Annotated in this window: 25 protein-coding genes; 11 read left to right on the plus strand and 14 right to left on the minus strand. The window is 70.6% G+C overall.

What is annotated here, in order from left to right; translation table 11 throughout:
• Positions 1–89 precede the first annotated feature (89 nt).
• From ABTZ89_RS08150 to ABTZ89_RS08165, 4 genes are all read right to left on the minus strand, one after another.
• Complete coding sequence (locus ABTZ89_RS08150; protein WP_351041701.1) at positions 90–1,337, minus strand: amidase family protein; 1,248 nt, start codon at positions 1,335–1,337, stop codon at positions 90–92.
• Complete coding sequence (locus tag ABTZ89_RS08155) at positions 1,334–1,618, minus strand: hypothetical protein (RefSeq protein WP_351041704.1); 285 nt, start codon at positions 1,616–1,618, stop codon at positions 1,334–1,336. Before ABTZ89_RS08155 ends, ABTZ89_RS08150 begins: the two co-directional genes overlap by 4 nt.
• 28 nt (positions 1,619–1,646) lie before the next feature.
• On the minus strand, positions 1,647–2,153 hold the full coding sequence (locus ABTZ89_RS08160) for a flavin reductase (RefSeq protein ID WP_351041707.1): 507 nt from the start codon (positions 2,151–2,153) through the stop codon (positions 1,647–1,649).
• A gap of 184 nt (positions 2,154–2,337) precedes the next feature.
• A complete protein-coding gene (locus ABTZ89_RS08165) occupies positions 2,338–3,801 on the minus strand; it encodes a PAS domain-containing sensor histidine kinase (RefSeq protein ID WP_351041710.1) in 1,464 nt (487 codons plus the stop codon).
• 133 nt (positions 3,802–3,934) lie between these two features.
• Between ABTZ89_RS08165 and ABTZ89_RS08170 the strand changes: the two genes are divergently transcribed.
• From ABTZ89_RS08170 to ABTZ89_RS08200, 7 genes are all read left to right on the plus strand, one after another.
• Complete coding sequence (locus ABTZ89_RS08170) at positions 3,935–5,074, plus strand: acyl-CoA dehydrogenase family protein (protein WP_351041713.1); 1,140 nt, start codon at positions 3,935–3,937, stop codon at positions 5,072–5,074.
• A gap of 101 nt (positions 5,075–5,175) precedes the next feature.
• The gene (locus ABTZ89_RS08175) at positions 5,176–5,556 is read left to right on the plus strand and encodes a hypothetical protein (protein ID WP_270950089.1); all 381 of its coding nucleotides are present in this window, start codon (positions 5,176–5,178) and stop codon (positions 5,554–5,556) included.
• Between the two features lie 14 nt (positions 5,557–5,570).
• Positions 5,571–6,842: an aromatic ring-hydroxylating oxygenase subunit alpha gene (locus ABTZ89_RS08180; RefSeq protein ID WP_270950090.1), complete on the plus strand. Its 1,272-nt coding sequence runs from the start codon at positions 5,571–5,573 to the stop codon at positions 6,840–6,842.
• Entirely contained in the window at positions 6,835–7,350 is a 516-nt protein-coding gene (locus tag ABTZ89_RS08185; protein ID WP_351041716.1) for an aromatic-ring-hydroxylating dioxygenase subunit beta, read from the plus strand. The genes ABTZ89_RS08180 and ABTZ89_RS08185 overlap by 8 nt, the downstream gene beginning before the upstream one ends.
• Positions 7,347–8,084 carry an SDR family NAD(P)-dependent oxidoreductase gene (locus ABTZ89_RS08190; RefSeq protein WP_351041719.1) on the plus strand — a complete coding sequence of 246 codons (738 nt, stop codon included), beginning with the start codon at positions 7,347–7,349 and terminating at the stop codon, positions 8,082–8,084. Before ABTZ89_RS08185 ends, ABTZ89_RS08190 begins: the two co-directional genes overlap by 4 nt.
• 14 nt (positions 8,085–8,098) lie before the next feature.
• Entirely contained in the window at positions 8,099–9,040 is a 942-nt protein-coding gene (locus ABTZ89_RS08195) for a PDR/VanB family oxidoreductase (RefSeq protein WP_351041722.1), read from the plus strand.
• 75 nt (positions 9,041–9,115) lie between these two features.
• On the plus strand, positions 9,116–9,622 hold the full coding sequence (locus ABTZ89_RS08200; protein ID WP_351041725.1) for a hypothetical protein: 507 nt from the start codon (positions 9,116–9,118) through the stop codon (positions 9,620–9,622).
• Positions 9,623–9,701: 79 nt separating this feature from the next.
• On the opposite strand, the gene ABTZ89_RS08205 is transcribed toward ABTZ89_RS08200, so the two are convergent.
• Positions 9,702–11,612, minus strand: coding sequence for an N-acetylmuramoyl-L-alanine amidase (locus ABTZ89_RS08205; RefSeq protein WP_351041728.1), 1,911 nt, complete (start codon positions 11,610–11,612; stop codon positions 9,702–9,704).
• 301 nt (positions 11,613–11,913) lie between these two features.
• Positions 11,914–12,375, minus strand: coding sequence for a flavoprotein (locus ABTZ89_RS08210; protein WP_502949521.1), 462 nt, complete (start codon positions 12,373–12,375; stop codon positions 11,914–11,916).
• 146 nt (positions 12,376–12,521) lie between these two features.
• Here ABTZ89_RS08210 and ABTZ89_RS08215 point away from each other — a divergent pair, with 146 nt between their 5' ends.
• Entirely contained in the window at positions 12,522–12,710 is a 189-nt protein-coding gene (locus tag ABTZ89_RS08215) for a hypothetical protein (RefSeq protein WP_270950097.1), read from the plus strand.
• Between the two features lie 20 nt (positions 12,711–12,730).
• Here the strand turns inward: ABTZ89_RS08215 and ABTZ89_RS08220 are convergent, their stop codons facing one another.
• The 3 genes from ABTZ89_RS08220 to ABTZ89_RS08230 form a co-directional block, all read right to left on the minus strand.
• On the minus strand, positions 12,731–13,324 hold the full coding sequence (locus ABTZ89_RS08220; protein WP_270950098.1) for a TetR family transcriptional regulator: 594 nt from the start codon (positions 13,322–13,324) through the stop codon (positions 12,731–12,733).
• Between the two features lie 49 nt (positions 13,325–13,373).
• Complete coding sequence (locus ABTZ89_RS08225) at positions 13,374–13,826, minus strand: nitroreductase family deazaflavin-dependent oxidoreductase (protein WP_351041734.1); 453 nt, start codon at positions 13,824–13,826, stop codon at positions 13,374–13,376.
• Positions 13,827–14,006: 180 nt separating this feature from the next.
• Positions 14,007–14,867, minus strand: a complete 861-nt coding sequence (locus ABTZ89_RS08230; protein WP_351041736.1) for a helix-turn-helix transcriptional regulator — start codon at positions 14,865–14,867, stop codon at positions 14,007–14,009.
• Between the two features lie 115 nt (positions 14,868–14,982).
• On the opposite strand from ABTZ89_RS08230, the gene ABTZ89_RS08235 reads away from it, so the two are divergent.
• A complete protein-coding gene (locus ABTZ89_RS08235; RefSeq protein WP_502949522.1) occupies positions 14,983–15,975 on the plus strand; it encodes an aldo/keto reductase in 993 nt (330 codons plus the stop codon).
• Positions 15,976–16,102: 127 nt separating this feature from the next.
• Here ABTZ89_RS08235 and ABTZ89_RS08240 read toward each other — a convergent pair whose 3' ends face one another.
• Together ABTZ89_RS08240 and ABTZ89_RS08245 are read right to left on the minus strand one after the other, a co-directional pair.
• Entirely contained in the window at positions 16,103–17,005 is a 903-nt protein-coding gene (locus ABTZ89_RS08240) for an LLM class flavin-dependent oxidoreductase (protein WP_351041740.1), read from the minus strand.
• Positions 17,006–17,060: 55 nt separating this feature from the next.
• The gene (locus ABTZ89_RS08245) at positions 17,061–17,609 is read right to left on the minus strand and encodes a chorismate mutase (protein ID WP_351041742.1); all 549 of its coding nucleotides are present in this window, start codon (positions 17,607–17,609) and stop codon (positions 17,061–17,063) included.
• Positions 17,610–17,690: 81 nt separating this feature from the next.
• Between ABTZ89_RS08245 and ABTZ89_RS08250 the strand changes: the two genes are divergently transcribed.
• Positions 17,691–18,236, plus strand: a complete 546-nt coding sequence (locus ABTZ89_RS08250; protein ID WP_351041744.1) for a phosphatase PAP2 family protein — start codon at positions 17,691–17,693, stop codon at positions 18,234–18,236.
• Here the strand turns inward: ABTZ89_RS08250 and ABTZ89_RS08255 are convergent.
• Together ABTZ89_RS08255 and ABTZ89_RS08260 are read right to left on the minus strand one after the other, a co-directional pair.
• On the minus strand, positions 18,148–18,978 hold the full coding sequence (locus ABTZ89_RS08255; protein WP_351041747.1) for a Rossmann-fold NAD(P)-binding domain-containing protein: 831 nt from the start codon (positions 18,976–18,978) through the stop codon (positions 18,148–18,150). The two genes, ABTZ89_RS08250 and ABTZ89_RS08255, sit on opposite strands and share 89 nt — an antisense overlap.
• A complete protein-coding gene (locus tag ABTZ89_RS08260) occupies positions 18,975–19,409 on the minus strand; it encodes a nuclear transport factor 2 family protein (RefSeq protein ID WP_351041749.1) in 435 nt (144 codons plus the stop codon). Before ABTZ89_RS08260 ends, ABTZ89_RS08255 begins: the two co-directional genes overlap by 4 nt.
• A 102-nt stretch (positions 19,410–19,511) precedes the next feature.
• On the opposite strand from ABTZ89_RS08260, the gene ABTZ89_RS08265 reads away from it, so the two are divergent.
• Positions 19,512–20,321, plus strand: a complete 810-nt coding sequence (locus ABTZ89_RS08265; protein ID WP_351041751.1) for a helix-turn-helix transcriptional regulator — start codon at positions 19,512–19,514, stop codon at positions 20,319–20,321.
• On the opposite strand, the gene ABTZ89_RS08270 is transcribed toward ABTZ89_RS08265, so the two are convergent.
• Positions 20,312–21,448, minus strand: a complete 1,137-nt coding sequence (locus tag ABTZ89_RS08270; RefSeq protein WP_351041754.1) for a DUF418 domain-containing protein — start codon at positions 21,446–21,448, stop codon at positions 20,312–20,314. The genes ABTZ89_RS08265 and ABTZ89_RS08270 overlap by 10 nt on opposite strands.
• Positions 21,449–21,540: the final 92 nt, after the last annotated feature.

Raw genomic sequence — 21,540 nt, forward strand, 5'->3', positions numbered from 1 at the left:
ATTGTAACTGTGATCCGCCGTGGGTGGGGTCCGCAGTTTCAATTGAAACTGCGTTCAGTCGTGACTGAAGCCGTGGGTCGGGGGAGCGATCAGGGGTGGAGCGTTGATTCGGTCCAGCAGGCCGTGGTGAGGAGTTCGGACTCCCGGGTGCCGATGAGTTGGAGGCCGAGGGGGAGGCCTGATGGGGTGCGCATTGCCGGGATGCCGGCTGCGGGGAGGCCGAGGGCTTGCCAGGGGCGGCTGAGGATCGGGTCGCCGGTGGCGTTCAGGCCTGCGGGGGCCGGGCCGAGGGCTGCTGGGGCTAGGACGGCGTCGTAGGTGGAGAGGAGTTCCGCGACGCGGGTGCCTGCCTCTGCCGTGGTGTGGCGGGCGGTTTCGTAGTCGTGTTCCGGGGTGGCCGCGCCGGTCTCCAGGAGGGTCGCCAGCTGCGTGCTGATCTGGGATGACGCCGCCAGCTCCGCGGAGCGTTCGCGGGCGGCTTCGTAGGCCATGATCACCGGGTGGGCCTCGGCGAGCTGGGTGATCAGCTGCGGGTCCGGGAACTCGTCGATCACCGCGCCCGCGGCGCGCAACGCGGCGCAGGCGCTGGACAGGGCGGTCGCCATCTGCGGGTCGACGTCGAACTGCGCGGCCGGCCACAGCAGCAGGCGCGGCGGTCGGTCCGCCGTCAGTGCGGCATCGGGTTCGCCGGTCAGAGCGGACCAGGCCAGGGCCAGGTCGGACGCGCTCGCGGTGAAGAAGCCGTGGCTGTCCAGGCTCGGGCTCAGACCGGTGACCCCGTCGACCGGGAACCGGCCCCGGCTGAGCACCAGCGACGCGACGCCGCAGAACGCGGCGGGCCGGGTGACCGAGGCAGCGGTCTGCGATCCCAGCGCGAGCGGCACCTGACCAGCACCGACGGCCGCGGCCGAGCCGCTGGAGGATCCGCCCGGCGTGTGCGAGAGCGCGGCCGGGTTGCGGGTCGGACCGGGCGCGAAGTACGCGAACTCGGTGGTCACCGACTTGCCGATCGGCACCGCACCGGCCTGCCGCCACGCGGTCACGATCGTCGCATCGGCCTCAGCGGCCCCGGCGGAAGCGCGCAGCTGCGATCCGCACCTGGTGGGCAGTCCGGCGAGGTCGATGATGTCCTTGACCGCGAGCGGAACCCCGCCGAGCGGCCCGTCGGCGACCGGGGAGACGTCCGGATCCAGCTCCACCCACGCCCGCAGCTCGGGCTCGGTCTCGGCGATCCGCGCGCGAGCGCGCTGGTGCGCCTCGGCGGGCGTGATGTCGCCGTTGTTCAGCGAGTTGACGAGCGAGCGCAGCGACCACGGCTGCCAGCGCGATCCGGTCACTGCTGCTCCCACTCCGCGTCGGCCACCCAGTAGTCCATGCCGCTGGCGCTGACGTCGTGCCGCCACTCCGAGGTCCGCCGCAGCGTCGGCTCCACCTCGGCGGTGACCGCGTCGGCCGCGTCCGGGCCGTCCTCCGGGACCGCCCAGTGGACCCAGTTCAGCTCGCGGCCCTCGGCGTCGTGGACGAACAGGTCGACGTGCCGCCAGCCGTAGCCGTGGGTGTCGTTGTAGCAGGTCAACGTCATCCGGGTCGGTTCGGAACCTGACGTGTCCGTGGGCATCCGGCGATCTCCTCTCCGCGGACGGGGCTCAGGCGCTCAGCGGGGTCAGGCTGTGGAAGCGGCGCTGGAAGTAGACGAGAGCACCGCTGTCCTCGCTGGTCAAGACCTTGTCGACTTCGACGAACATCACCGAGTGCGAGCCCTGGGCGCGTTCGGCGATGATCCGGCCGATGAGCGAGGCGGGCGCACCGCGCAGCACCGGGACGCCTTCGGACTCCAGGTCCCAGCAGTCCTCGGTGAACCGCTGCGCGGTCGGCACCTTCGTGGCGCCGGCGAAGTGCATCGCCAGGTCTTCCTGGTCGGCACCGAGCACGTTGACGCAGATCCGGCCGTTGGCGACCAGGATGCCGTGGGATCGGCTGGACCGGTTGACGCACACCAGGACGGTCGGCGGCGAGTCCGTCACCGAGCAGGCCGCGCTGACGGTCATCCCGGCGAGCCCGTGGGCTCCGTCGGTGGTGACGACGTTGACGGCCGCCGACAGATTCGCCATCGCGGTGCGGAATTCGCGTTGGGACGAGGTCAGCTCGGGCACGATTCCTCCTGTGGCAGGACGGTTACCGGCACCGTTGAGACGCTACGCACGAGCCCGTCACCTCGGAATCGAGACTTCCCCGCGCCCAGCTGAGGATTTCCCCTACGCCCGGACCACCCCGCAGCTCCGTTTCCGCTGGTCAAGGCACGTGAGCACTTTGGGGCGCTATAGCACCCCAAAGTACTCACGACTCCGCCAGCGGGAGGGTGAAGCCGAAGCGGGATCCGCCCGAGTCGCGCTGCTCGCTCCAGATCGTGCCGTGCTGGCGGGTGATGATCCGGTAGCTCAGCGCCAGGCCGATGCCGCTGCCGTGCTCCTTGTCGGTGAAGGTCTGCTCGAACGGATCGCGCGGCAGCCCGCGGCCCAGGTCGTCGACGGTGAGCATCCCGGTGCCCCCGTCGATCCGGGTGGTGACGGTCAGCTGCCGCCGGTCCGGGGCGCACACCGCCATCTCGTCGATCGCGTTGAAGCACAGGTTGAGCACCACCTGCCCGGTCAGCACCCGCTCGCAGCGCACCGGCACCGGCTCCGGACTGCGCTGCACCCGCACCTCGACGCCCGCCGGATCCGCCCGCAACCGGACGAAGTACAGGCATTCCTCGAGGATGTCGTTGAGGTCGGCGACCTGCTGCACGTGCTCGAGGTGGCCGACGAACGCGCGCACCGAGCTGACGATGGTGGACGCCCGGTCGATCTGCCGCACCGCGTTGTCGATCCCGTACCCGACGCGCGAATCCGCCTGCGCCGCAGCGCGAGCACCGGCCAGGAAGTTCCCCGCGGCGGCCAGCGGCTGGCCGAGCTCGTGCGCGATGGCCATCGCCATGTCGCCCATCGCGGTGTAGCGCGCGTGGTAGTTCTCCCGGTGCATCTCGCGCTCCCGGCGCACCTGGCCGTGGACCCGCTCGGACACGTCGTGCAGGATCATCAGCAGCGCGTCGCCATCGGTCTCCTGCAGCCGTTCGAGGCTTCCCTCCAGGTAGACGGGGTCCGGCCGGCCCGGGATCTCCAGCTGCACCGAGGTGACCGGATCCGTCCGCGCCAGCACTTCGTCCCATGTGGACAGACGTCCGAGCATTCGCAGCCGCGCGTGGTCGGTGAGCAGCCCGATCGGTTCGCCGGGGCGCGCGCCGATGAGCGGCAGCGCGGTGTTGGTGGCGAACCGGATCGTCCCGGTGCAGTCCAGCATCAGCGCGATGGTCGAGGTGTGGTGCGCCAGCGCGTCCACCCACGACGTGGTCAGCCGCAGCTCGCGCTCCACCTCCTGCTCGCGCTCGATGTCCCGGAACTGGACCATCACCGCAGGTCCGCGCGCCAGCTCGACCCGGAGCGCGATCGCGTCGGTCGGGATCACCCGGCCGGACTTGGCGCGGTAGTGCCACTCGATCCGGCTCGCGCCCTTCTCGACGGCCTCCTGCAGCCAGGCGCGGCCGATCACCCGGTCGTACTGCTGGGCGGAGCTGCTCATGTGGTTGGCCTTGAGCGGGCGCAGCTCGTCAACGCTCCAGCCGAGCATCTCGCACGCCGCCGGGTTGGCCCAGAGGATGTCCTTGGTCGCGGCGTCGTGCAGCAGCACGCACATCCGGGTGGCGTGCACCATCGCGACGAAGTCCTGCGCCGTCAGTTCGGGCGCGCGAGGATCGACCTGCATCTGCCCAGCGTAAGGGCGGTTCGCGGGGGTCCGCACTGAAGGAATCCCCTACGGCGGCAGAGGCAATACCAATTCCGCGGTGGCGGGCGCGTTCGTAACGTCGAGAACCGTCCAGCAACGAGAGGGAGCTGAGATGGTGCACACCCTGCAAGCCGACGGTGTCACCTTCGAGGACGTGCTGGCGGAGCTCGCCGAGCGGCGGGTCGAGTTCCGCGAGCAGCGCTACGTGCCGAAGGACTTCATCGCCCGGCTCAAGGAGCTCGGGATCTACCGCGCCGCCACCCCGACGAGGTTCGGCGGCCAGCCGCTCGCCCCGGCGGACTTCCTGCGGCGGATCGAGCGGATCTCGGCGGTGGACGGTTCCACCGGCTGGGTCGCCAGCTTCGGTTCCGCCCTGGTCTACCTGGCCGCGCTGCCGCTCGAGACGCAGGCCGAGATCTACCGCGACGGCCCGGACGTGGCCTTCGCCGGTGGCTTGTTCCCGGTGCAGCCCGCCGAGCCGACCGAGACCGGTTTCCTGGTCGACGGCCGCTGGAAGTTCGCCAGCGGGTGCATGGGCGCCGACGTCCTCGGCGTGGGCATCCCCGGTGACGAGACCACCGCCGGCAAGCCGCGAACCGCGGTGCTGCGCCCCGAGCAGGTCGAGATCGTCCAGGAGTGGGACGTCGTCGGCATGCGCGGCACCGGGTCGTTCGACCTGGTGGTGCGGGGCGCCGAAGTGCCGCGGGAGTGGACCTTCATCCGCGGCGGAACGCCCACTGTGGACGAACCGCTCTACCGCTACCCGACGATCGCCTACGCCGCCCAGGTGCTCGCCGTCGTCGGCGCCGGGGTGGCCCGCGCCGCGCTCGACCACGCCGAAGCGGTCGGTGCCGGCTACGCCGGGGTCACCGGCGCGCCGAAGCTGGCCGACCGCCCCTACTACCGCACCGCGGTCGCCGGTGCGGAGGCCGCGCTGCGCTCGGCCCGGGCGTGGTTCTACGAGGTCAGCAACGAGGTCTGGGAGACCGTGCTGGCCGGTGACGAGGCCACCGACGAGCAGAACGCGCAGCTGCGGCTGTCCTCCGCGCACCTGGCGAAGACCTCCTCCGACGTCGTCGCCGGGCTGCTGGAGGTCTCCGGCACTGCGCCGATCAACACCGGGCACCCGCTGCAGCTGCTGCACGGCGACGCGCTCGTCCCCAAGCAGCACGCCTTCCTGGGTCCGTCGATGTACGACGCGGCGGGCGCGGTCTTGATGGGATTGCCGCCCACCACACCAGGTTTCCGCTGAGAAGTGGCTGGTCAGGCCTCGTGAGCGCTTTGTGGGGCTATAGCACCGCAAAACGCTCACGATCTCTGACCAGCGCCGATCCCACGACGAAGGAGGTCCGCATGACGGCTCAGCCGCTCCGCGTGCTGTTCTGCATCGGCATCAACCAGAACTTCTTCGACCTGCCCACCGACGGCATCCAGATCGGTGACGTCTGGCAGGCGTTCGTCTCGATGATGGACCAGCTCAAGGCGCTGCCCGGGGTGGACTTCATCGGCGACATGGACGACGACTCGCACATGGTCGGACCGTCCGAGGGCTGGCCCTGGACCTGCTACATCCTCGCCGACGTCGACTCGCAGGAGACGGTCAAGGCCGCGTGCAACCTCTTCCGCACGACGCAGGTCGCCGACGGGCCCGCCAAGCTGTGGCGCTTCGCCCGGATCGAGGCCCGGATGGGCCGCGCGCTCACCGTCCGCGAAGACGTCGAGCTTCCCGACTGACCAGGGAGATCCCGATGACCGACAACACCACCGCCGCTGCCGATCTGGTCGCCGGGGACCGGGTCGCCGGCCGCCTCTACACCGACCCGGAGATCTTCGAGCAGGAGCTGACCAAGATCTTCGAGCGCACCTGGGTGTGGGTCGCGCACGAGAGCGAGCTGCCCGGGCCGGGCACCTTCAAGTCGACCTACGTCGGCAAGCAGCCGGTGATCGTCACCCGCGACCGCAAGGGCGAGCTGCGCACCCTGCTCAACCGCTGCCGCCACCGCGGCGCCAGCCTCTGCGAGAAGCCCAGCGGCAAGGCCAACGGCTTCACCTGCCCGTACCACGCCTGGTCGTACGGCCTGAACGGGCAGCTGCGCGGCATCCCGTACCCGGACGGCTACGAGGGCGTCGTCGACAAGTCGGAGCTGTCGTTGAAGAAGCTGCGCACCGAGACCTACGGCGGTCTGGTGTTCGCGACGTTCAACGAGGACGCCGAGCCGCTGGAGGAGTTTCTCGGCGACGCCCGGCAGTGGATCGACCTGTTCATGAAGCAGGGCGGCGGCTACCCGATCAAGGTGCTGGGCAAGCACCAGTTCAAGTTCCGCGGCAACTGGAAGATCCAGCTGGAGAACACCACCGACGGCTACCACTTCCCGATCGTGCACCGGTCGTGGATGGCGTCGGTCGACGCCGAGACCGCGGACATGATGTCGTTCATGAACGATCCGGCCGCGATCACCCACGACCTCGGCAACGGGCACAGCGTGATGCAGATGGTGCCCGAGCACTCCGACCTCGACGCCGACGACGGCAGCGAGCCGCTGCAGGGCCGGTTCGACGACCTCGTCGCGGAGCTGTCGAAGACGCTGGACGAGGCGCAGGTGCGCAAGCTGGTCCGCGCGATGCACGGCACCGGCTTCAACCTCAACCTGTTCCCGAACGTCTCGATGTCCTCGGCGTTCTTCCGGGTGCTGCGCCCGATCGCGGCCGACGAGACCTACATCGAGCACGTCGCGATCGGTCCGGACGGCCCGCCCGAGGTCGACGCCGTCAACCGCGAGCGGCTGCGCATCCACGAGCACTTCCAGGGGCCGTTCGGCTTCGGCACCCCCGACGACGCGGAGGGCTGGGACCGGGTGCAGCGCGGCGCGCAGGGCGCCCCGGACATGCCGATCATGGTCAACCGCGGCATCGGCCGCGAGAAGGCCAGTTCGCAGGGGTGGCCGACCGCCCACGTCACCGACGAGACCGGCATGCGCGCGGCCTACGGCAAGTGGAAGGAGATGATGGGCGATGACTGACGCGACCGCGGTGGAATCCCGGCTGTCGACGACCGATCCTCGCGTGGTCCGGGCGATCGAGCTGGTCTGGCGCGAGGCCGAACTGCTCGACCGCAAGGACTACGTGGCCTGGAACGAGCTGTTCGCCGACGACGGGCTCTACATCATCCCGATCGACCCGGAGACCGAGGACTTCGCGAACTCGCTCAACATGGTCTACGACGACGCCCGCATGCGGCAGATGCGCGTGACCCGCATGATCGAGGGCTACGCGATCGCTGCGGTCGACGCCGCCCGCACGGCCCGCACGGTGTCCCGCTTCGTGCCGGAGTCGGTGTCCGACGACGAGGTGGTGCTGCGCTCGGCGCAGATCATCATCGCCTACAAGCGCGGTCGCCACGACATCTGGGCGGGCGATCTGGTGCACCGGATCCGGCTCTCGGAGTCGGGTGCGGACCGCATCGTGCAGAAGGTCGTGCGGCTCGTGGACAGCGAGGACGCCGTGCCGGCCGCGGGATTCCTGCTGTGAGCGCGCAGGTCGCGGTGGTGACCGGCGGGGCGAGCGGGCTGGGCGAGTTCATCGTCCGCCGCTTGCACGCCGAGGGCTACCGCGTCGCGGTGTCCGATGTGGACGATGCGGCGGCGTTGGTCGCGGAGCTGGACGGCACCGGCGCCACCGCGCGCAGCTACCGCGTCGACGTGCGCGATCGCGCTGCCCTGCAGCAGCTGCTCGCCGACGTGGTGGCCGACTTCGGCGGCGTGCACGTGCTGGTCAACAACGCCGCCCGCACGCAGGCGACCCCGCTGATGGAGATCACGCCGGAGGAGCTCGACGCCGTGATGGCGGTCAACTTCACCGGCACCTTCGCCGCCTGCCAGATCTTCGGCGCGCACTTCGCCGACCAGGGCTACGGCCGGATCGTCAACATGGCCTCGCTGGCCGGGCAGAACGGCGGGACCGCGACCGGTGGTCACTACGCCTCGTCCAAGGGCGCGATCATGTCGGCGACCAAGGTCTTCGCCCGGGAGCTCGCGCCGCGCGGGGTCACCGTGAACGCGGTGTCGCCGGGGCCGCAGGACAGCCCGATGGTGCGGTCCATCGTCGGGGAGGACTCGTTGGAGTCGTTCGCGGAGAACATCCCGGTCCGCAGGCTCGGCGACCCGGCGTTCATCGCCCGGATGGTGGCGCTGCTGGCCTCGCCGGAGGCCGCTTCGGTCACCGGGGCCTGCTGGGACGCCAACGGCGGCCTCTACATGCGCTGATGAGGGGAGTCGCGATGAAGGTCCGGGTTGCGGAGGTGGTCGACGAGGCCGTCGGCGTCCGCGCGCTGAAGCTGGTCCGCGACGACGGCGCGCCGTTCGACGCCTACCGGGCGGGTGCGCACGTGGACGTCACCGGCCCGACCGGGGTGCTGCGCCAGTACTCGCTGTGCGGGCGGCCCGACGACCGCGAGTCGCTGCTGATCGCGGTGAAGCGGGAGCCCGAGTCGCGGGGCGGCTCGGTGGCGCTGCACGCGGTGGAGGTCGGCGAGCACCTCGAGGTCTCGGCGCCGCGGAACCTGCTGGGCATCGCTGAGCAGGCGGAACGCCACGTCCTCGTGGCCGGCGGGATCGGTGTGACCCCGCTGCTGGGCATGGCCCACGAGCTGCACCGGGTCGGCGCGGAGTTCGAACTGCACTACTTCGCCCGGACCCGCGACGAAGCCGCCTTCGCCGACCTGCTCGAGCACGAGTTCCGCGAGGACGTGCACCTGCACTTCGGCGTCCCCCGCGCTGACCAGCCGGTCTTGCTCGCCGAGGTCGCCGGCCAGTTGACCCCGGCGGCGCACGTCTACACCTGCGGTCCGCAGGGGTTCATGGACCAGGTGACCGGCGTGTTCGCCCCGGTCGTCGGCGAGGACCACGTGCACGTCGAGCACTTCACCGCCTCCGAGATCGACACCAGCGCGGACACGTCGTTCACGGTGGAGCTCGACACCGGGGAGGTGTTCGAGGTCCCAGCCGACAAGTCGATCCTCGCCGTCCTGGAGGAGGGCGGCGTCGACGTGGCGAAGTCCTGCGAGGAGGGCATCTGCGGCTCGTGCGTGTCCGGAGTCCTCGAGGGCGTCCCCGACCACCGCGACAACTGCCTGTCCAGCTCGGACCGGGCCGCGGGAGACCAGATGGCGCTCTGCGTTTCCCGCGCGCTGTGCGACAAGCTGGTGATCGAGCTGTACTGACTCGTGAGCGGCGATGGTGGTTCTCGCGACCATCGCCGCTCACGACTGTCGGGCCCCTGCGTGATGATCGCGCCCATGCGAACACTGGTCGATGAAGAGGTTCCGGTCCACTACGGGCAGATCTACGTGGAGAGCGAAGTCGAAGACGCCGATCTCGACGCGTGTTTCGCCGAGCAGAGCAACGGGCTGTGCGGTGCTGCCGAACCCGGAATCCTGTTCCTGATCACCGGATTGCACACGGGCGATGTCGGTTTCACCATCGAGCTCCACGACCAGGCTCCGCCGCTGGACGAGACCTGGGAGGAGATCGTCGAGGCGTCCTACCGCCCGGTGGGCGATGTCGCGCTCGTCTTCTGGTCGGGCGATGACGCCCGATCGCTCGACCTGCGCGAGATCGACTACCGGGTCCGCTACTGCGCGGTCGGCATGGATGCAGCGCGAGAGCAGGACACCAGGATGGACGACGAACCGCTGGTCGACCGCTACCTGCTCCAGTTCTGGCCGGCCCCGCCCGGGCCGGACCGGATCCTCAAGCAGACCAGTGAAATCGCCGACTACTGGCACGGGGCCGCCGGGATCTGATCCCAACGGGAGTCCTAAGTGGACTCCGGACGGCGGTGAGCGCGAACGCCGCAGCGCTCGCGCTCACCCTCTTGGGAGGTCAGGCCTCTTCGAGGTCTGATTCCTTCACGTAGACCCAGCGGTGGTTGTAGGAGACCGGGACGTAGGTGTCCCTCCCGATGACCACCTCGTGGTTGTTCGGATCGTTCACGCCGTCGTAGCCGACGTTGTAGTCGATCGCCCGGCCCGCTCGACCCGCGACGTACACCTGGCCCAGCGGGAGCTCGTACGGCAGCGGTTTGATCACCCGTGGTTCGAGCCCGTCCGGGTAGTCGCCGGCATCCGGCAGCGCCATGCCGTAGGTCTTGACGCCGTCGCGCACCGGCGTCACCAGCTCGGCGTCGTCCGCGGGGGCGGTGTTCACGCCGTCCGGGTCGCGCAGCCACGCCTTCTTGCCGTCGAACCACAGCGCCAGCCAGTCGCCCCGGCGCTCCGCGACCGCGTACTGGCGGCCGACGGTGGCCTTGGCCGACCAGTCCTCGATCTTGGTGGTGCCGGGCGAGCCGTCCGGGTGCACCGAGGGCGAGCCGAGCAGCGGGGCGTCGTCGCGCGGTTCGCTGCGCAGGTAGAGGAAGTTTGCCGGCTGCGACGGCAGTTCCCGGCACTCCTCCTCCGGCGGGCACTCGGTCACCACCGGCCGGTTCGTGTCGAACCGGGGGAAGATGGTCACCACGTCGTCGCCGCCGGTGTCGCCGTCCAGCGGGGCGCCGAGCAGGTTCATGTAGTGCGCCCAGTCCCAGTACGGGCCCGGGTCGTAGTGCTCGCCGCCCGCCTGCTCCGGCTTGTCGGCGCTGACCTCGTTGTGGCCGAGGACGTGCTCGCGGTCCAGCGGGATGTCGTACTTGTCCGCCAAGTACTTCACCAGCTCCGCCGACGAGCGGTACATCTGCTCCGTGTACCAGGTGCCGCCTTCCGCGGCCCAGCCCTCGTGCTCGATGCCGATGGAGCGCATGTTGCGGTCCCAGCTGCCTGCGTGCCACGGCATGTCCTTGGTGGGCACCATCTGCGTGACCTGGCCGTCGGAGGAGCGGATCACGTAGTGCGAGGCCGCGCCGTGCGCCGGGTTCTGGAACGCCGAGATCGTGGACTGGTACGAGGTCTCGGTGTCGTGGATGACGATCGAGTTGATCCGGACGTCCTTCGGCCGGTTCGCGGTGTCGTAGTTGCCGTAACCGCCGGTCGGGTCCTCCGGATCGGTCGGCGCGTAGGCGGCCGGGACGTACCTGCAGTCCAGGTCGGCCGGGCACTCCGGCTCGGGCGCGAGCCGGGTGGCCGATGCGTCCGCCAGGCCGGTGCCGGTCAGGTCGCGGTTCGGCGTGACCTCGGGGATCTCGGTGAAGCCGACCCGCTGGCCGGTCGAGGTGGTGCGGCTGCGACCGCGGTCGAGCACCTCGTAGACGGAGTCGGCGAAAGACCGCGCACCGCTGGCCTGCGGGCTGCCGCTGAGCTCCGCGACGGCCGGGTACCAGTCGCCCATGGTGGTGGGCAGCTGCCCGTCACCCAGCTGCTTGGCGCGTTCGGCCAGCAGCGCGGCACCGGCCCGGATGTTCTGCTCCGGGTCGCGCTTGACCTGCTCCGGTGGGAGGTCGACGAGTTCGGCGGCCTCGGCCAGGGTGTGCAGGGCGGGGTTGTCGGCGAGCTTCTTCAGCTTCGGGTTCTCGCGGCGCAGCCGCTCGAAGTCGACCTCGGTGAGGTGCATCGGGCCGTAGCCGCCGGCCTTGCTCTGCTGGCCGCGGTGGTCCTCCCAGCGGGTGAGCTGGTAGGAGGTGGCCAGCAGCAGGGGCGCCGGGACGCCGAACTCGGCGGCAGCCGATTCGAAGGCCTGCTGCTCGACGGTGCTGGGTTCTTCCGGGGAGGTGCCGGAGGCGGGCTGGGCGGCACCGGCCAGCAGGCCGGTCGCCGCGGTCGTCACCACGGCAGCTCGCCACCAGCGCGGTTTCCTGGTGGTCAAGATCTTCGCTACCTCGCAATTCCATCGCGGGTGTCCTCAGCGGACGCGTGAGGTCGCCGCGTTGCCGCTGCGGAACCTGCCGTCCCCGGCGGCGGTGCGTTCGGAAGTGATCAAGAGCTTGGGTTGAGATGTGTCGCGCCTGTTGTCCCCCGTTCCGGGGCGGCGCTCAGACCTTTCTGGTTCGGCATGGTCGTTCAACCCATCCACGTGCACCGCACGCCCGAGGGTTCACGGGCCGCTGTCAGGCCCAACGGCGCTGCTCGAGCCGCCTGCTGGCGCGGCGCACTCGCCGGCAACTGGCCTAAGCGTCCGAAGTGGACTTCTGCACGACGCCTTCGACCGCGTCGAGGATTCCGGACCACGGGATCTCCGGAGCCTGCCCGCTGCGCGGCCCGTGCATCGCGAACTCCTCGTCGAGCAGGACGTGGGTGCCGGTCGCGCGCAGCGTGTCCACGTGCGACTGCCAGGCCGGATGCCGGACCTGCGTCGCGTTGATCTTCGGGAACACGACCACCGGCAGCCCCGGAGTCCCGATGGCCTCGCCGATCGTGGTCAGCGCCTGGTTGTCGGCGATCCCGAGCGCGAGCTTGACGACGGTGTTCGCGGTGGCGGGGCACAGGAGGTAGCAGTCGATGTCCGGATGCGGCCGGGCCTCCCCGGGCAACCGCGGCTCAACCCGGCAAGCCAACCCGGTGACCTCCTCGATCCGCTCGACCTCCCCGGTGGCCCGCAACCAACTCCCAGCAGTGGGGGTCAAGGTCACCGCGACCCGCCACCCCCGGGAGATCGCAGGCTCGACGAGCCCACCCCGAATCCCCTCGACCCCACCAGCACCGCAACCAACAACCCCAAGAGTCCGCACGGCCCCAGTATGCAGGCGCTGTCAGGGGGTTTCGCGAGCATCGCGCCATGCGAACACTGGTCGATGCCGAGCCCCGGGCCCACTACGGTCTGATCTTCCTCGAGAGCGGACAGGATTCTCCTGATATGTCAGAGGCTTTCAGGGGCCAGGCGAACGGTATTTGCGGTGCCGGCAAGACCGGCTACCTGATCATGCTGACCGGCTTGCACACGGGACCCGTCGGTTTCACCGAGTGACCACGTCGGCGATCCTGGGTTTACCAGAGGCCGGCTGTCAGGTCTCGCATGCAGCGGACTGCGATGTCCGCTGGTTCTGGTGGGTCGGCGTCCATCGCTGCCCAGGTTTCGACCGCCACGCGGATCGCCGTGGTGGCCGCTGCTGCTGTCAGGCGGACTTGGAGGTCGGTCGGCTCCGCACCGGTGCGCTCGGCGAGGAGCGGGAGCAGCTCGTGCTCCGAATCCTGGTTCACCGTTGCCCACACCGTGCGCAGAGCCGGGTCGTCGGCTGCTGCGCGCAGGAGGCCTCGGGCCCACTCGAGGGACTCCGCGTCGTCCGCGTCGCGGACGGTCATCGCACGTCGGGCCGCCTGCTCGAGGGCTTCCGGCAGGGGGACGTCGTGCGGTGTTCCGGCCAGGTTCTGCTGCCAGCGGCGGGCGCCGAAGTTCAGCAGCGGTGCGACGGCGTCCTGCTTGATGCGGAAGTAGCGGTAGAAGGTCCGCAGGCTCACGCCCGCCCGGTCCGCGATGGCCTCGGCCGTCGTGCCGTCGGAGCCGCGCTCGGCGAACAGCGCAGCGGCGGCTCGGGCGATCTCCAGCTGGGTGGCGGCCTTGCGGCGCTCGGTGAGGCTCACGCCCCCAGTCTAAGAACAACGGCGCACCGTGCCAGTCAGGCACGAACTGTCAGGCCCGCTGGACGCGGACCAGCGGCAACCGCTCAGCGATGTCGTCCGGCAGCGGCTCCGGACTCGCCAGCTCCTCGATGCCCAACGTCCGGCCCAAAGCCGCTGCTGATCGGGAGTGCGCGCGGCGGTACTGCTCGAGCCGCTCGCGAGCTTCGTCGGCCGGCAGCACCACGGCACGAGCTGGGACACCGCGCAGCCGCCCGGTCCACACCCGCACCTCGGGATCGGCCACGACGTTCCGGAACCACTGCGACTTCGGCCCGTAGCCGGACACCAGCAACAACGCTCCGGGCTCCCGGTCGAGCACCTCCAACGCCGCGTATCGCGGCTCGCCGCTCCGCCGTCCCCGATGCTCCAACATCATGAACCGACTGCCGAGCAACCACCCGAACCCGCGCTGGAACAGCGGAATCGGAGCCCGAGCGATCCACCGAGGTATCCGTCGCACCATGCCCCCGGTCTACCACCGATGCCCGGATTCCACTATGGACTCGGCCCTCGCGTTCCCGGGGGACGCAAATTCAATGGAAATCAGACCTCCGATTTCCATTGAAATTGCGGAAGTTCTCCACAGGACCAGGGGGTTGTCCACAGACGTCGGCGTGTCGGGATGCGACGCACCGGTGGAGGTTCAGGCGCGGTGTTCCGGGACTGCGGGGGATTCGCGGCGGACGACGAGGTTGAGGAGGGCCACCGCGTCGTGGTCCGGGGAGCCCGGTTCGGCCTGGTAGACGACGATGCGGTGGTCGGCGCCGGACACCGACAGGACTTCGTAGGTCAGGGACATCGGGCCCACCGCGGGGTGGTCGAAGTCCTTCACGCCCGAGGACTTCGGCTGCACCTCGTGGCGGGCCCACATCGCCGGGAACTCCTCGCTCTTGCGCATCAACTCGTCGACCAGCGCCTTCAGCCGCCGATCGGCCGGGTTGTCGCCGAACCTCGCGCGCAGGTCGGCCACCGAGTTCTGCGCCACCTCCGGCCAGCCCACCATCAGCGTCCGCGCGCTGGGGTGCAGGAACAAGTAGCGCGTGGTGTTGCGCCGCTGCTCGGGCCACTGGTCGATGCCGGCGAGCAGCGCCAGCCCGGCGGGATTCGAGGCCACCACGTCGTTGCAGCGGTTCAGCACGTAGGCGGGGGAGTCGCCGAGCACGCCGAGCAGGCTCAGCACGCTGGGGCGGACCGACTCGACCTCCGGCTGCTCGGGGTGCCGGACGCCCGAGGCGTGCCGGGCGAGGTTGTGCAGGTGCTGGTGCTCGGTGGCGTCGAGCAGCAGCCCCCGCACCAGCGCGTCCAGCACGGCATCGCTCGGGTGGCGTTCGCGGCCCTGCTCCAGCCGCGTGTAGTAGTCCGCGCTGATCCCGGTCAGGGCGGCGACCTCCTCGCGCCGCAGCCCCGGCGTCCGCCGCACGCCGTGACCGGTCGGGATGCCGACCTCGTCCGGTTTGCGGCGGGCGCGGCACGCCTTGAGGAAGTTGCCCAGCTCGTTGGTCACCGGTCGATGTTGCCACGAGCGCAGCCTGGGTGTGGCACTCCCAGGAGAAGCGCGACCTGCCGCGCGGCCGGGTACCCGGCCAGCATCAGCGGTGACCGACGAACGGGAGGACGAGATGACGGTGCGACGGGTTCAGCTGGGCTCCGGGCCGGTGGTGGGTGCGCAGGGCCTCGGTTGCATGGGGATGAGCGAGTTCTACGGCCCCACCGACCAGGACGAAGCTCGGCGCACGCTGGAGCACGCGCTGGCGCGCGGCGTGACCATGTTCGACACGGCCGACATCTACGGGATGGGCGCCAACGAGGAGTTCCTGTCGCCGTTCGTGCGGGCCAACCGCGAGCAGGTCGTGCTCGCGACGAAGTTCGGCCTGGTCCGCAAGGCCGATGACCCGCGCTACCGGGGTTTCCGCGGCGATGCGGCTTACGTCCGCTCCGCGGCGGAGGCGAGCTTGCGGCGGCTCGGCGTCGACGAGATCGACCTGTACTACATGCACCGCCGCGACCTGTCCGTGCCGATCGAGGAGACGGTCGGCGCGATGGCGGAGCTGGTCGCCGAGGGCAAGGTGCGGCACCTCGGCCTCTCCGAGGTGACCGGCGACGAGATCCGCGCGGCGCACGCGGTGCACCCGATCGCCGCGGTGCAGAGCGAGTGGTCGGTGTTCAACCGCGACGTGGAGCGCACGGCGGTGCCCGCGGCGAAGGAGCTGGGCGTGGCGCTGGTGCCGTACTCGCCGCTCGGCCGCGGTTTCCTCACCGGGGCCTTCGCGAACGCGGAGAAGCTGCCGGAGGGCGACTTCCGCCGGGACTTCCCGCAGTTCTCCGGCGAGAACGCGGCCCGCAACGCGGAACTGCTGCAGCCGCTGCGAGAGGTCGCCCAGCGCCACGACGCGACGCTGGCGCAGGTGGCGTTGGCCTGGCTGCACGCGCAGCAAGGCCTGGCAGTGGTCCCGATCCCCGGCACCCGACGCCGCACCCGCCTCGACGAGAACCTCGGCGCAACGGACCTCACCCTCACCCGCGCGGACCTCGAAGCCCTGGAACCGATCGCGGCCCAGGTCGAAGGCACCCGCTACCCTGACATGACCTTCACCGCAGCAGCCCGCGAGTGACCCGGCTCCGAATCTGCGCGCCCTTTCCGCAGGTGGAGACTCGTGAGTACTTTGGGGCGCTATAGCACCCCAAAGTGCTCACGGGGCCTGACCAGCGACGACGGAGCTCACCGGAGTCCTCGCCCGGTCAGGGGCGGCACTTCGGGGATCCGGCGGTGAGGAGGCGGCGGGTTTCGCCGAGCAGGTCGCAGGACGCGTGCCAGTCGCCGGTCACCGCGACGGCCAGTTTCTCCACTCCTGCCTCGGCGTAGGCCGAAAGCTGTTCTGCCACCTGCGCTGGGGTTCCGGTTGCGGCGCAGCGTCGTGCGGTTTCCGCTGGTACGCCGTGGGTTTCGGCGAGCGAGCCGGCCAGCTGATCGGCCAGCGTCGGGTCCGGGCGCTTGGTCAGCGCGCAGTGGATCACCGAGGCCAGGCGGGGCGCGGGGCGGGAGTGCTGGTCGGCGAGTTCGCGGAGTTGGGCGGACTTGGCGCGGATCTCGTCCGGGGTGTGCAGAGCAGCGAACCAGCCGTCGCCGTAGCGAGCTGCTCGGCGCAGCGCGGCGGGAGACGCTCCGCCGATCCACAGCGGCGGGACGGGAGCGGGCGGCGCGAGTTCGACGGTCGGCCCGTCCGGCAGGGACGTCGGCGAACCCGCCAGCAGCGACGGCAGGAGCTGCAGGAACTCGTCGGTCCGGGCCCCGCGCGCATCCAGGTCGACGCCGACGGCGTCCCAACCGCTGGAGCGGTCGCCGACCCCGATCCCCAGGTGCAGCCGGTCACCGCCGGTCAGGTGCTGCAGCGTGGCGATCTGCTTGGCCGCGCACACGTGCGGGCGCAGCGCGGGCAGGTACACGGCGAAGCCGATGTCGATGCACTCCGTCACCGCCGCTGCGGTCGCTAGCGCTAGCATTCCGTCCAGCACGGGGGATCCGCTGGCCAGGTGGTCGCCGCACCACAGCGAGTCGAGTTCGACGTCCACCGCGTGGTAGGCGGCCTCCCTGATCTCCACCTCGGGAAGTCCCGTGCGCGGCAGGAAGATTCCGATGTCCATCTGCTGCTCCTGGGGGGTCGCTCCACCCAGGTTCCGACTTAAAGCGCGCTAGAGGTCAAGAGTTCTCGCACAGGGACGGCAGCGCTCGCGCGAGCCCGGTCGTGTGCAGGTGGTCCAGGCGCAGTTCGGTTCGGGTCCGGTTGAACGCACCGGCCAGCCGGCCGTTGCAGGACGGGTGATCGCGCAGCTGCTCGGTGTCGCGGAGCTCCAGCAGGATCTCGTCGTTCAGGCGGTCGATGATCGGCCGGATCTGGCCCAGGTCGGGGCGCTCGGTCGGCGCTGCGTCGGGGTGCGCCGCCCAGTAGTCGTGCAGGGCGTGCTGGACGACCTTGCTGGCCTCGATCTGGTCGCGGAAGATCCGCTTCGACTCCGCGGGATCCAGGCCCAGCTCGGCGGATTTGCGCGCCACGGCGTCCAGGACCTGTTGCTCGCGGGCGGGATCGTCGATCGGCTGTCCGGTGCCCCACTTGGCGGCGGCCACCTGGTCGGAGGTCGCGACGCGCTCGGCCGCCGAGTGCAGCAGCGGGTCGAGCGAGACCGGATCGGCGTGCGCCGGGGCGGCGAGCGCGACGACGACGGCACCAGCGACGAGCAACGACCGCACGACGAACCTCCAGGTCGGGGACCGGGCCGCGAAGCAGTATTGCCCACGGCGAGATCTCGGGCCACCGCTATTCTCGGCGCAGTGATCGACCTCAGCGCGGACCTGTACCGCGCGATCGCGAGCTGGGCGGACGCAACCCCGCTGTGGGCGCACCACATCGCGCTGCTCGCGACGCAAGCCCTGCTCGCCGGCCTAGCCGCGCTGACCCTCCTGTCGTGGTGGCGCGCGGAGCGCCGCGCAGCGCACCTGATCCCGTTGCTGGCCGGCGTCCTCGCCTGGGTGCTCGCCGAACTGCTGAAGGACGTGATCCGGCAACCGCGCCCGTGCCGCACCATCCCGATCGACACGATCAAGGCCTGCGCGGAGGTGAGCACCTGGTCGCTGCCCAGCAGCCACTCGGCAGCCGCTGCGGCATTCGCGGTCGCCCTGGCCCTCCAGTGGCGGCGGATCGCGCCGCTGGCTGCGACGCTTGCCGTCCTGGAGGGCTTGACCAGGATCTTCATCGGGGTGCACTACCCGCACGACGTCCTCGCGGGGTTCATCCTGGGCGCGGTGCTGGCGGTGGTGTGCACTCGGCTCGGTTTGCGCGCGCGAAGTCGCGGAACGATCGCGCCGGGCGCCCGGTGAGGTCCGGCACGGTCGAGGTGACCAGGTCTTCCGACCCGGCGCGGATGTCGACGTCCATCGCGGCCAGCGCAGCGGCGAAGTCGGCGGGCACCCCGGAGGCGAGCTGCCGGGCCCGCTCGTCCCGGGTGACGTCGTGGTGCCGGACCGGCCGCCCGGTGATCTCGGTGAGGATCGCCGCGGTTTCGGCGTAGCTCAACGATTCCGGACCGGTGAGCAGGTATTCACCGGCCACCTCGCCCGAGGTGAGAACGGCGGCCGCGACCGCGGCGATGTCGGCGGCGTCGATCCAGCCCAGCCGTCCGCTGCCGGTGGCGGTGCGGATCACGCCGCGCTCCCGCAGGTCGACCGCGACCGGGTGCGGACCGGTGAAGTTCTGCATGAACCCCGACGGGCGCAGCACGGCGGAATCCGGCATCGCGGCAACCCGCTCGCGCAGCTCGTCGAGCCCGGGGATCACCGCCAGCGACCCGAGCAGCACCACCCGGCGTCCCTCGGCGGCCCGCAAGAACGGCTCGACCAGCGGCATCGGGTCCAGCACGCCGATCGGCGGCACCAGGTACACCCGATCGGCACCGTCCAGCGCGGGCCCGTGGGTCCGCGGATCGGACCAGTCGAAGCGCACCTGGTCGCGATCGGCGCCGGGGTGCCGGCTGGCGATCCGCACCGCGATCCCGCGTTCGCGCAGCAGCGCGGTGAGCGGACGCCCGGTCTTCCCGGTGCCGCCGGTGATCAGCACGGTCATGCGCGCACCTCGCCGACCAGCTCGTCCGCCAGTTCGCGGAGGGCGCCACTCGCCCGGGCCGCCCGCACGGGGCTCCAGTAGTCGCGCAGCTCCGCGAAAGCGCCGTCGCGCACCACGAACACCGAGGCGTAGCGCATCTCGTAGTCGGCACCGGTCGCCACGGTCCGCCCGCGGGCGGTGAACTCGACGACGATCGTGGCCGGGTCGGTGGTCCGGTGCACCGCGACCGACGGGAACCCGGTGATGTCCATCCGGTTCGGGTAGTCGGCCAGGTACGCGCGCAGCTCCTCCCGCCCGGTCAGCCGCGCCGGGGTGTTCTCCGCGAACGGGAACTCGACGGTGCAGTCCGGGGCGAACAGGTCGGCGAACCCGTCCATGTCCTTGGCCAGCAGCAGGTCCAAAGCCCGCTGGAACAGTTCTGCAGCTTCCACGTCGCCCAGACTTCCCGCCCGGCACCGCCGCAGGCAGGACCGAGGTTGCCCCGGACCAGCGGTCCGTGGCTGGGCGGTCCGGGTTCGTGCCAGGCTGGACCGGTGAACAAGCTCGAGCTGGCCCGGTTCCTGCGCCACCGCCGGGAGGCCCGGCGACCCGCGGAAGTCGGTCTGCGGGTGAGCGGCCGTCGCCGCACGCCCGGCCTGCGCCGCGAGGAAGTCGCCTGGCTGGCCGGGGTTTCGACGAACTACTACGAGCGCCTGGAACAAGCCCGCGCCCCGCGCCCGTCCACGCAGGTGCTCGCCGCGCTGGGCACGGCGTTGCGGTTGACCGAGGCGGAGGGCGAGCACCTGGCCCGCTTGGCCGGGCAGGCCCCGCCGGTGCGCGACGAGCCGGTGCCGGACGGCGTGCTGCGCCTGCTGGACCGGCTGGGCCCGGTGCCGGCGTACGTCGTCGACGAGCGCTACGACATCGTCGCGTGGAACTCGCTGGCAGCGGGCCTGATCGCGGATTTCGCGGCGGTGCCGCCGGAGGAGCGCAACGTGCTCCGGATGTCGATGCGCGGTGACCGCTGCTCGTCCGGCAACGACGAGTTCGCCAGGCAAGCGGCGGCGGACCTGCGCCTGGCCGCGGGCCGCCACCCGGACGACCCGCGGATCACCGCCCTGACCAGGGAGTACGCCGAGTTCAGCGCGGATTTCGCGACGTCCTGGACCGAGCACGACGTGCAGACCCGCCCAACCCTGCGCAAGCGCATCGAGCACCCGGACCTGGGCGGACTCGACCTGGAGGCGCAGGTCCTGCACGCCCCGAACAGCGCTCACCGCCTGATCTTCCTGACCGCGGAACCGGGCACTCCTGCCCACGAAGCCCTGCTCTCCCTGAACCGGGCTCAGGGCGTTCAGCGCTGAGGCAGGCGGTAGGCCCAGTTCCACACGGCTTCGAGGGGGCCTCGCTCGAAGCGGCGGAGCCACCACGTCGCCAGGGTCATGAACATCGCGCAGATCGCCGCCCAGGCCAGCAGGACCCACCACGGGCGGGCCCAGTCCATCCGGGCAGCCAGGCCGAAACCCCATCCGTAGCAGAGGATCGTGGCCACCAGGTTCTGGAAGACGTAGCAGGACAGGGCAGTTCGGCCGACCGATGTCAGACCTCGGTGCAGCGCACCGGGTTCACCGCGCAGCTTCGCCAGCACCGTCGGGATCAGGCCGAGCAGTCCGAGCGCGATGATCGGCGGCAGGATGTAGCGGTCCACCATGAACCAGTTCGGCCCGGCGAAGGTCGTCACCAGGTTCAGCGGCACGCCGATGCCGAAACCGAACAGCATCAACCGGTTTCGCAGCTGCTGGCGGTCGGCGTCGAACACCCCGGCCCGGTACAGCCGCGCACCGGCCAGGAACAGCAGCGTCGACAGCGGGATGATGAAGATCGCCTCGGCGCGGAAGTCGCCCCAGTTCGCCAGGCGCGTCGAGAGCTGCTCCAGGTAGCTGCCGTGCGTGTAGCGGTCGGTCGGCGGCGTCGCCAGCGACACGTGGCCGCGCAGCATCCCGAGGGTGGTCAACCCGATGAACGCGACGTGCGCGGTGCCCATCGCGATCATCCAGCCGCGCTGCGCCCGGTCGCTGCGGCCGATCAGGTAGGCGACCAGGATCGAGGTCACCGCGTAGCTCATCAGCACGTCGTACTCGAAGATCAGCACGTAGTGCAGCAGGCCCTCGGTGAACAGCAGCGCGGCCCGCCACAGGTACCACCCGGGCCACTTGCCGCCGCGTCGGCGCGTGGAGCGGTACTGCAGCTCCAGCCCGATGCCGAACAGCAGCGTGAGCAGCGCGAGGAACTTCCCGTTGGCCAGCCAGCGCAGGACCGCTTCGACGTGCGCGGCGCCGCTGTCGAGCGTGAAGTTCAGCGCGGCCGCCGGGCCCTGCGGGTTGGTGAAGATCCAGATGTTGGTACCGAGGGTGCCTAGGATTGCCACGCCGCGGATGACGTCGAGGGCGGCTATTCGCGTGGTGGTGGGTGCCTGTTGCAGGGATGTCATGGGTTCCCCAGGTCGTCGGAAGCACTCCGCTGGTGACGGAGGGTTACGATGCAAGTGCATGGTAAACGGCTCGTGCGCGGGTTTGCAATGCG

Source organism: Saccharopolyspora sp. NPDC002686 (genome assembly GCF_040295745.1).
In the GTDB taxonomy this organism is placed as follows: Bacteria; Actinomycetota; Actinomycetes; order Mycobacteriales; family Pseudonocardiaceae; genus Saccharopolyspora; species Saccharopolyspora oryzae.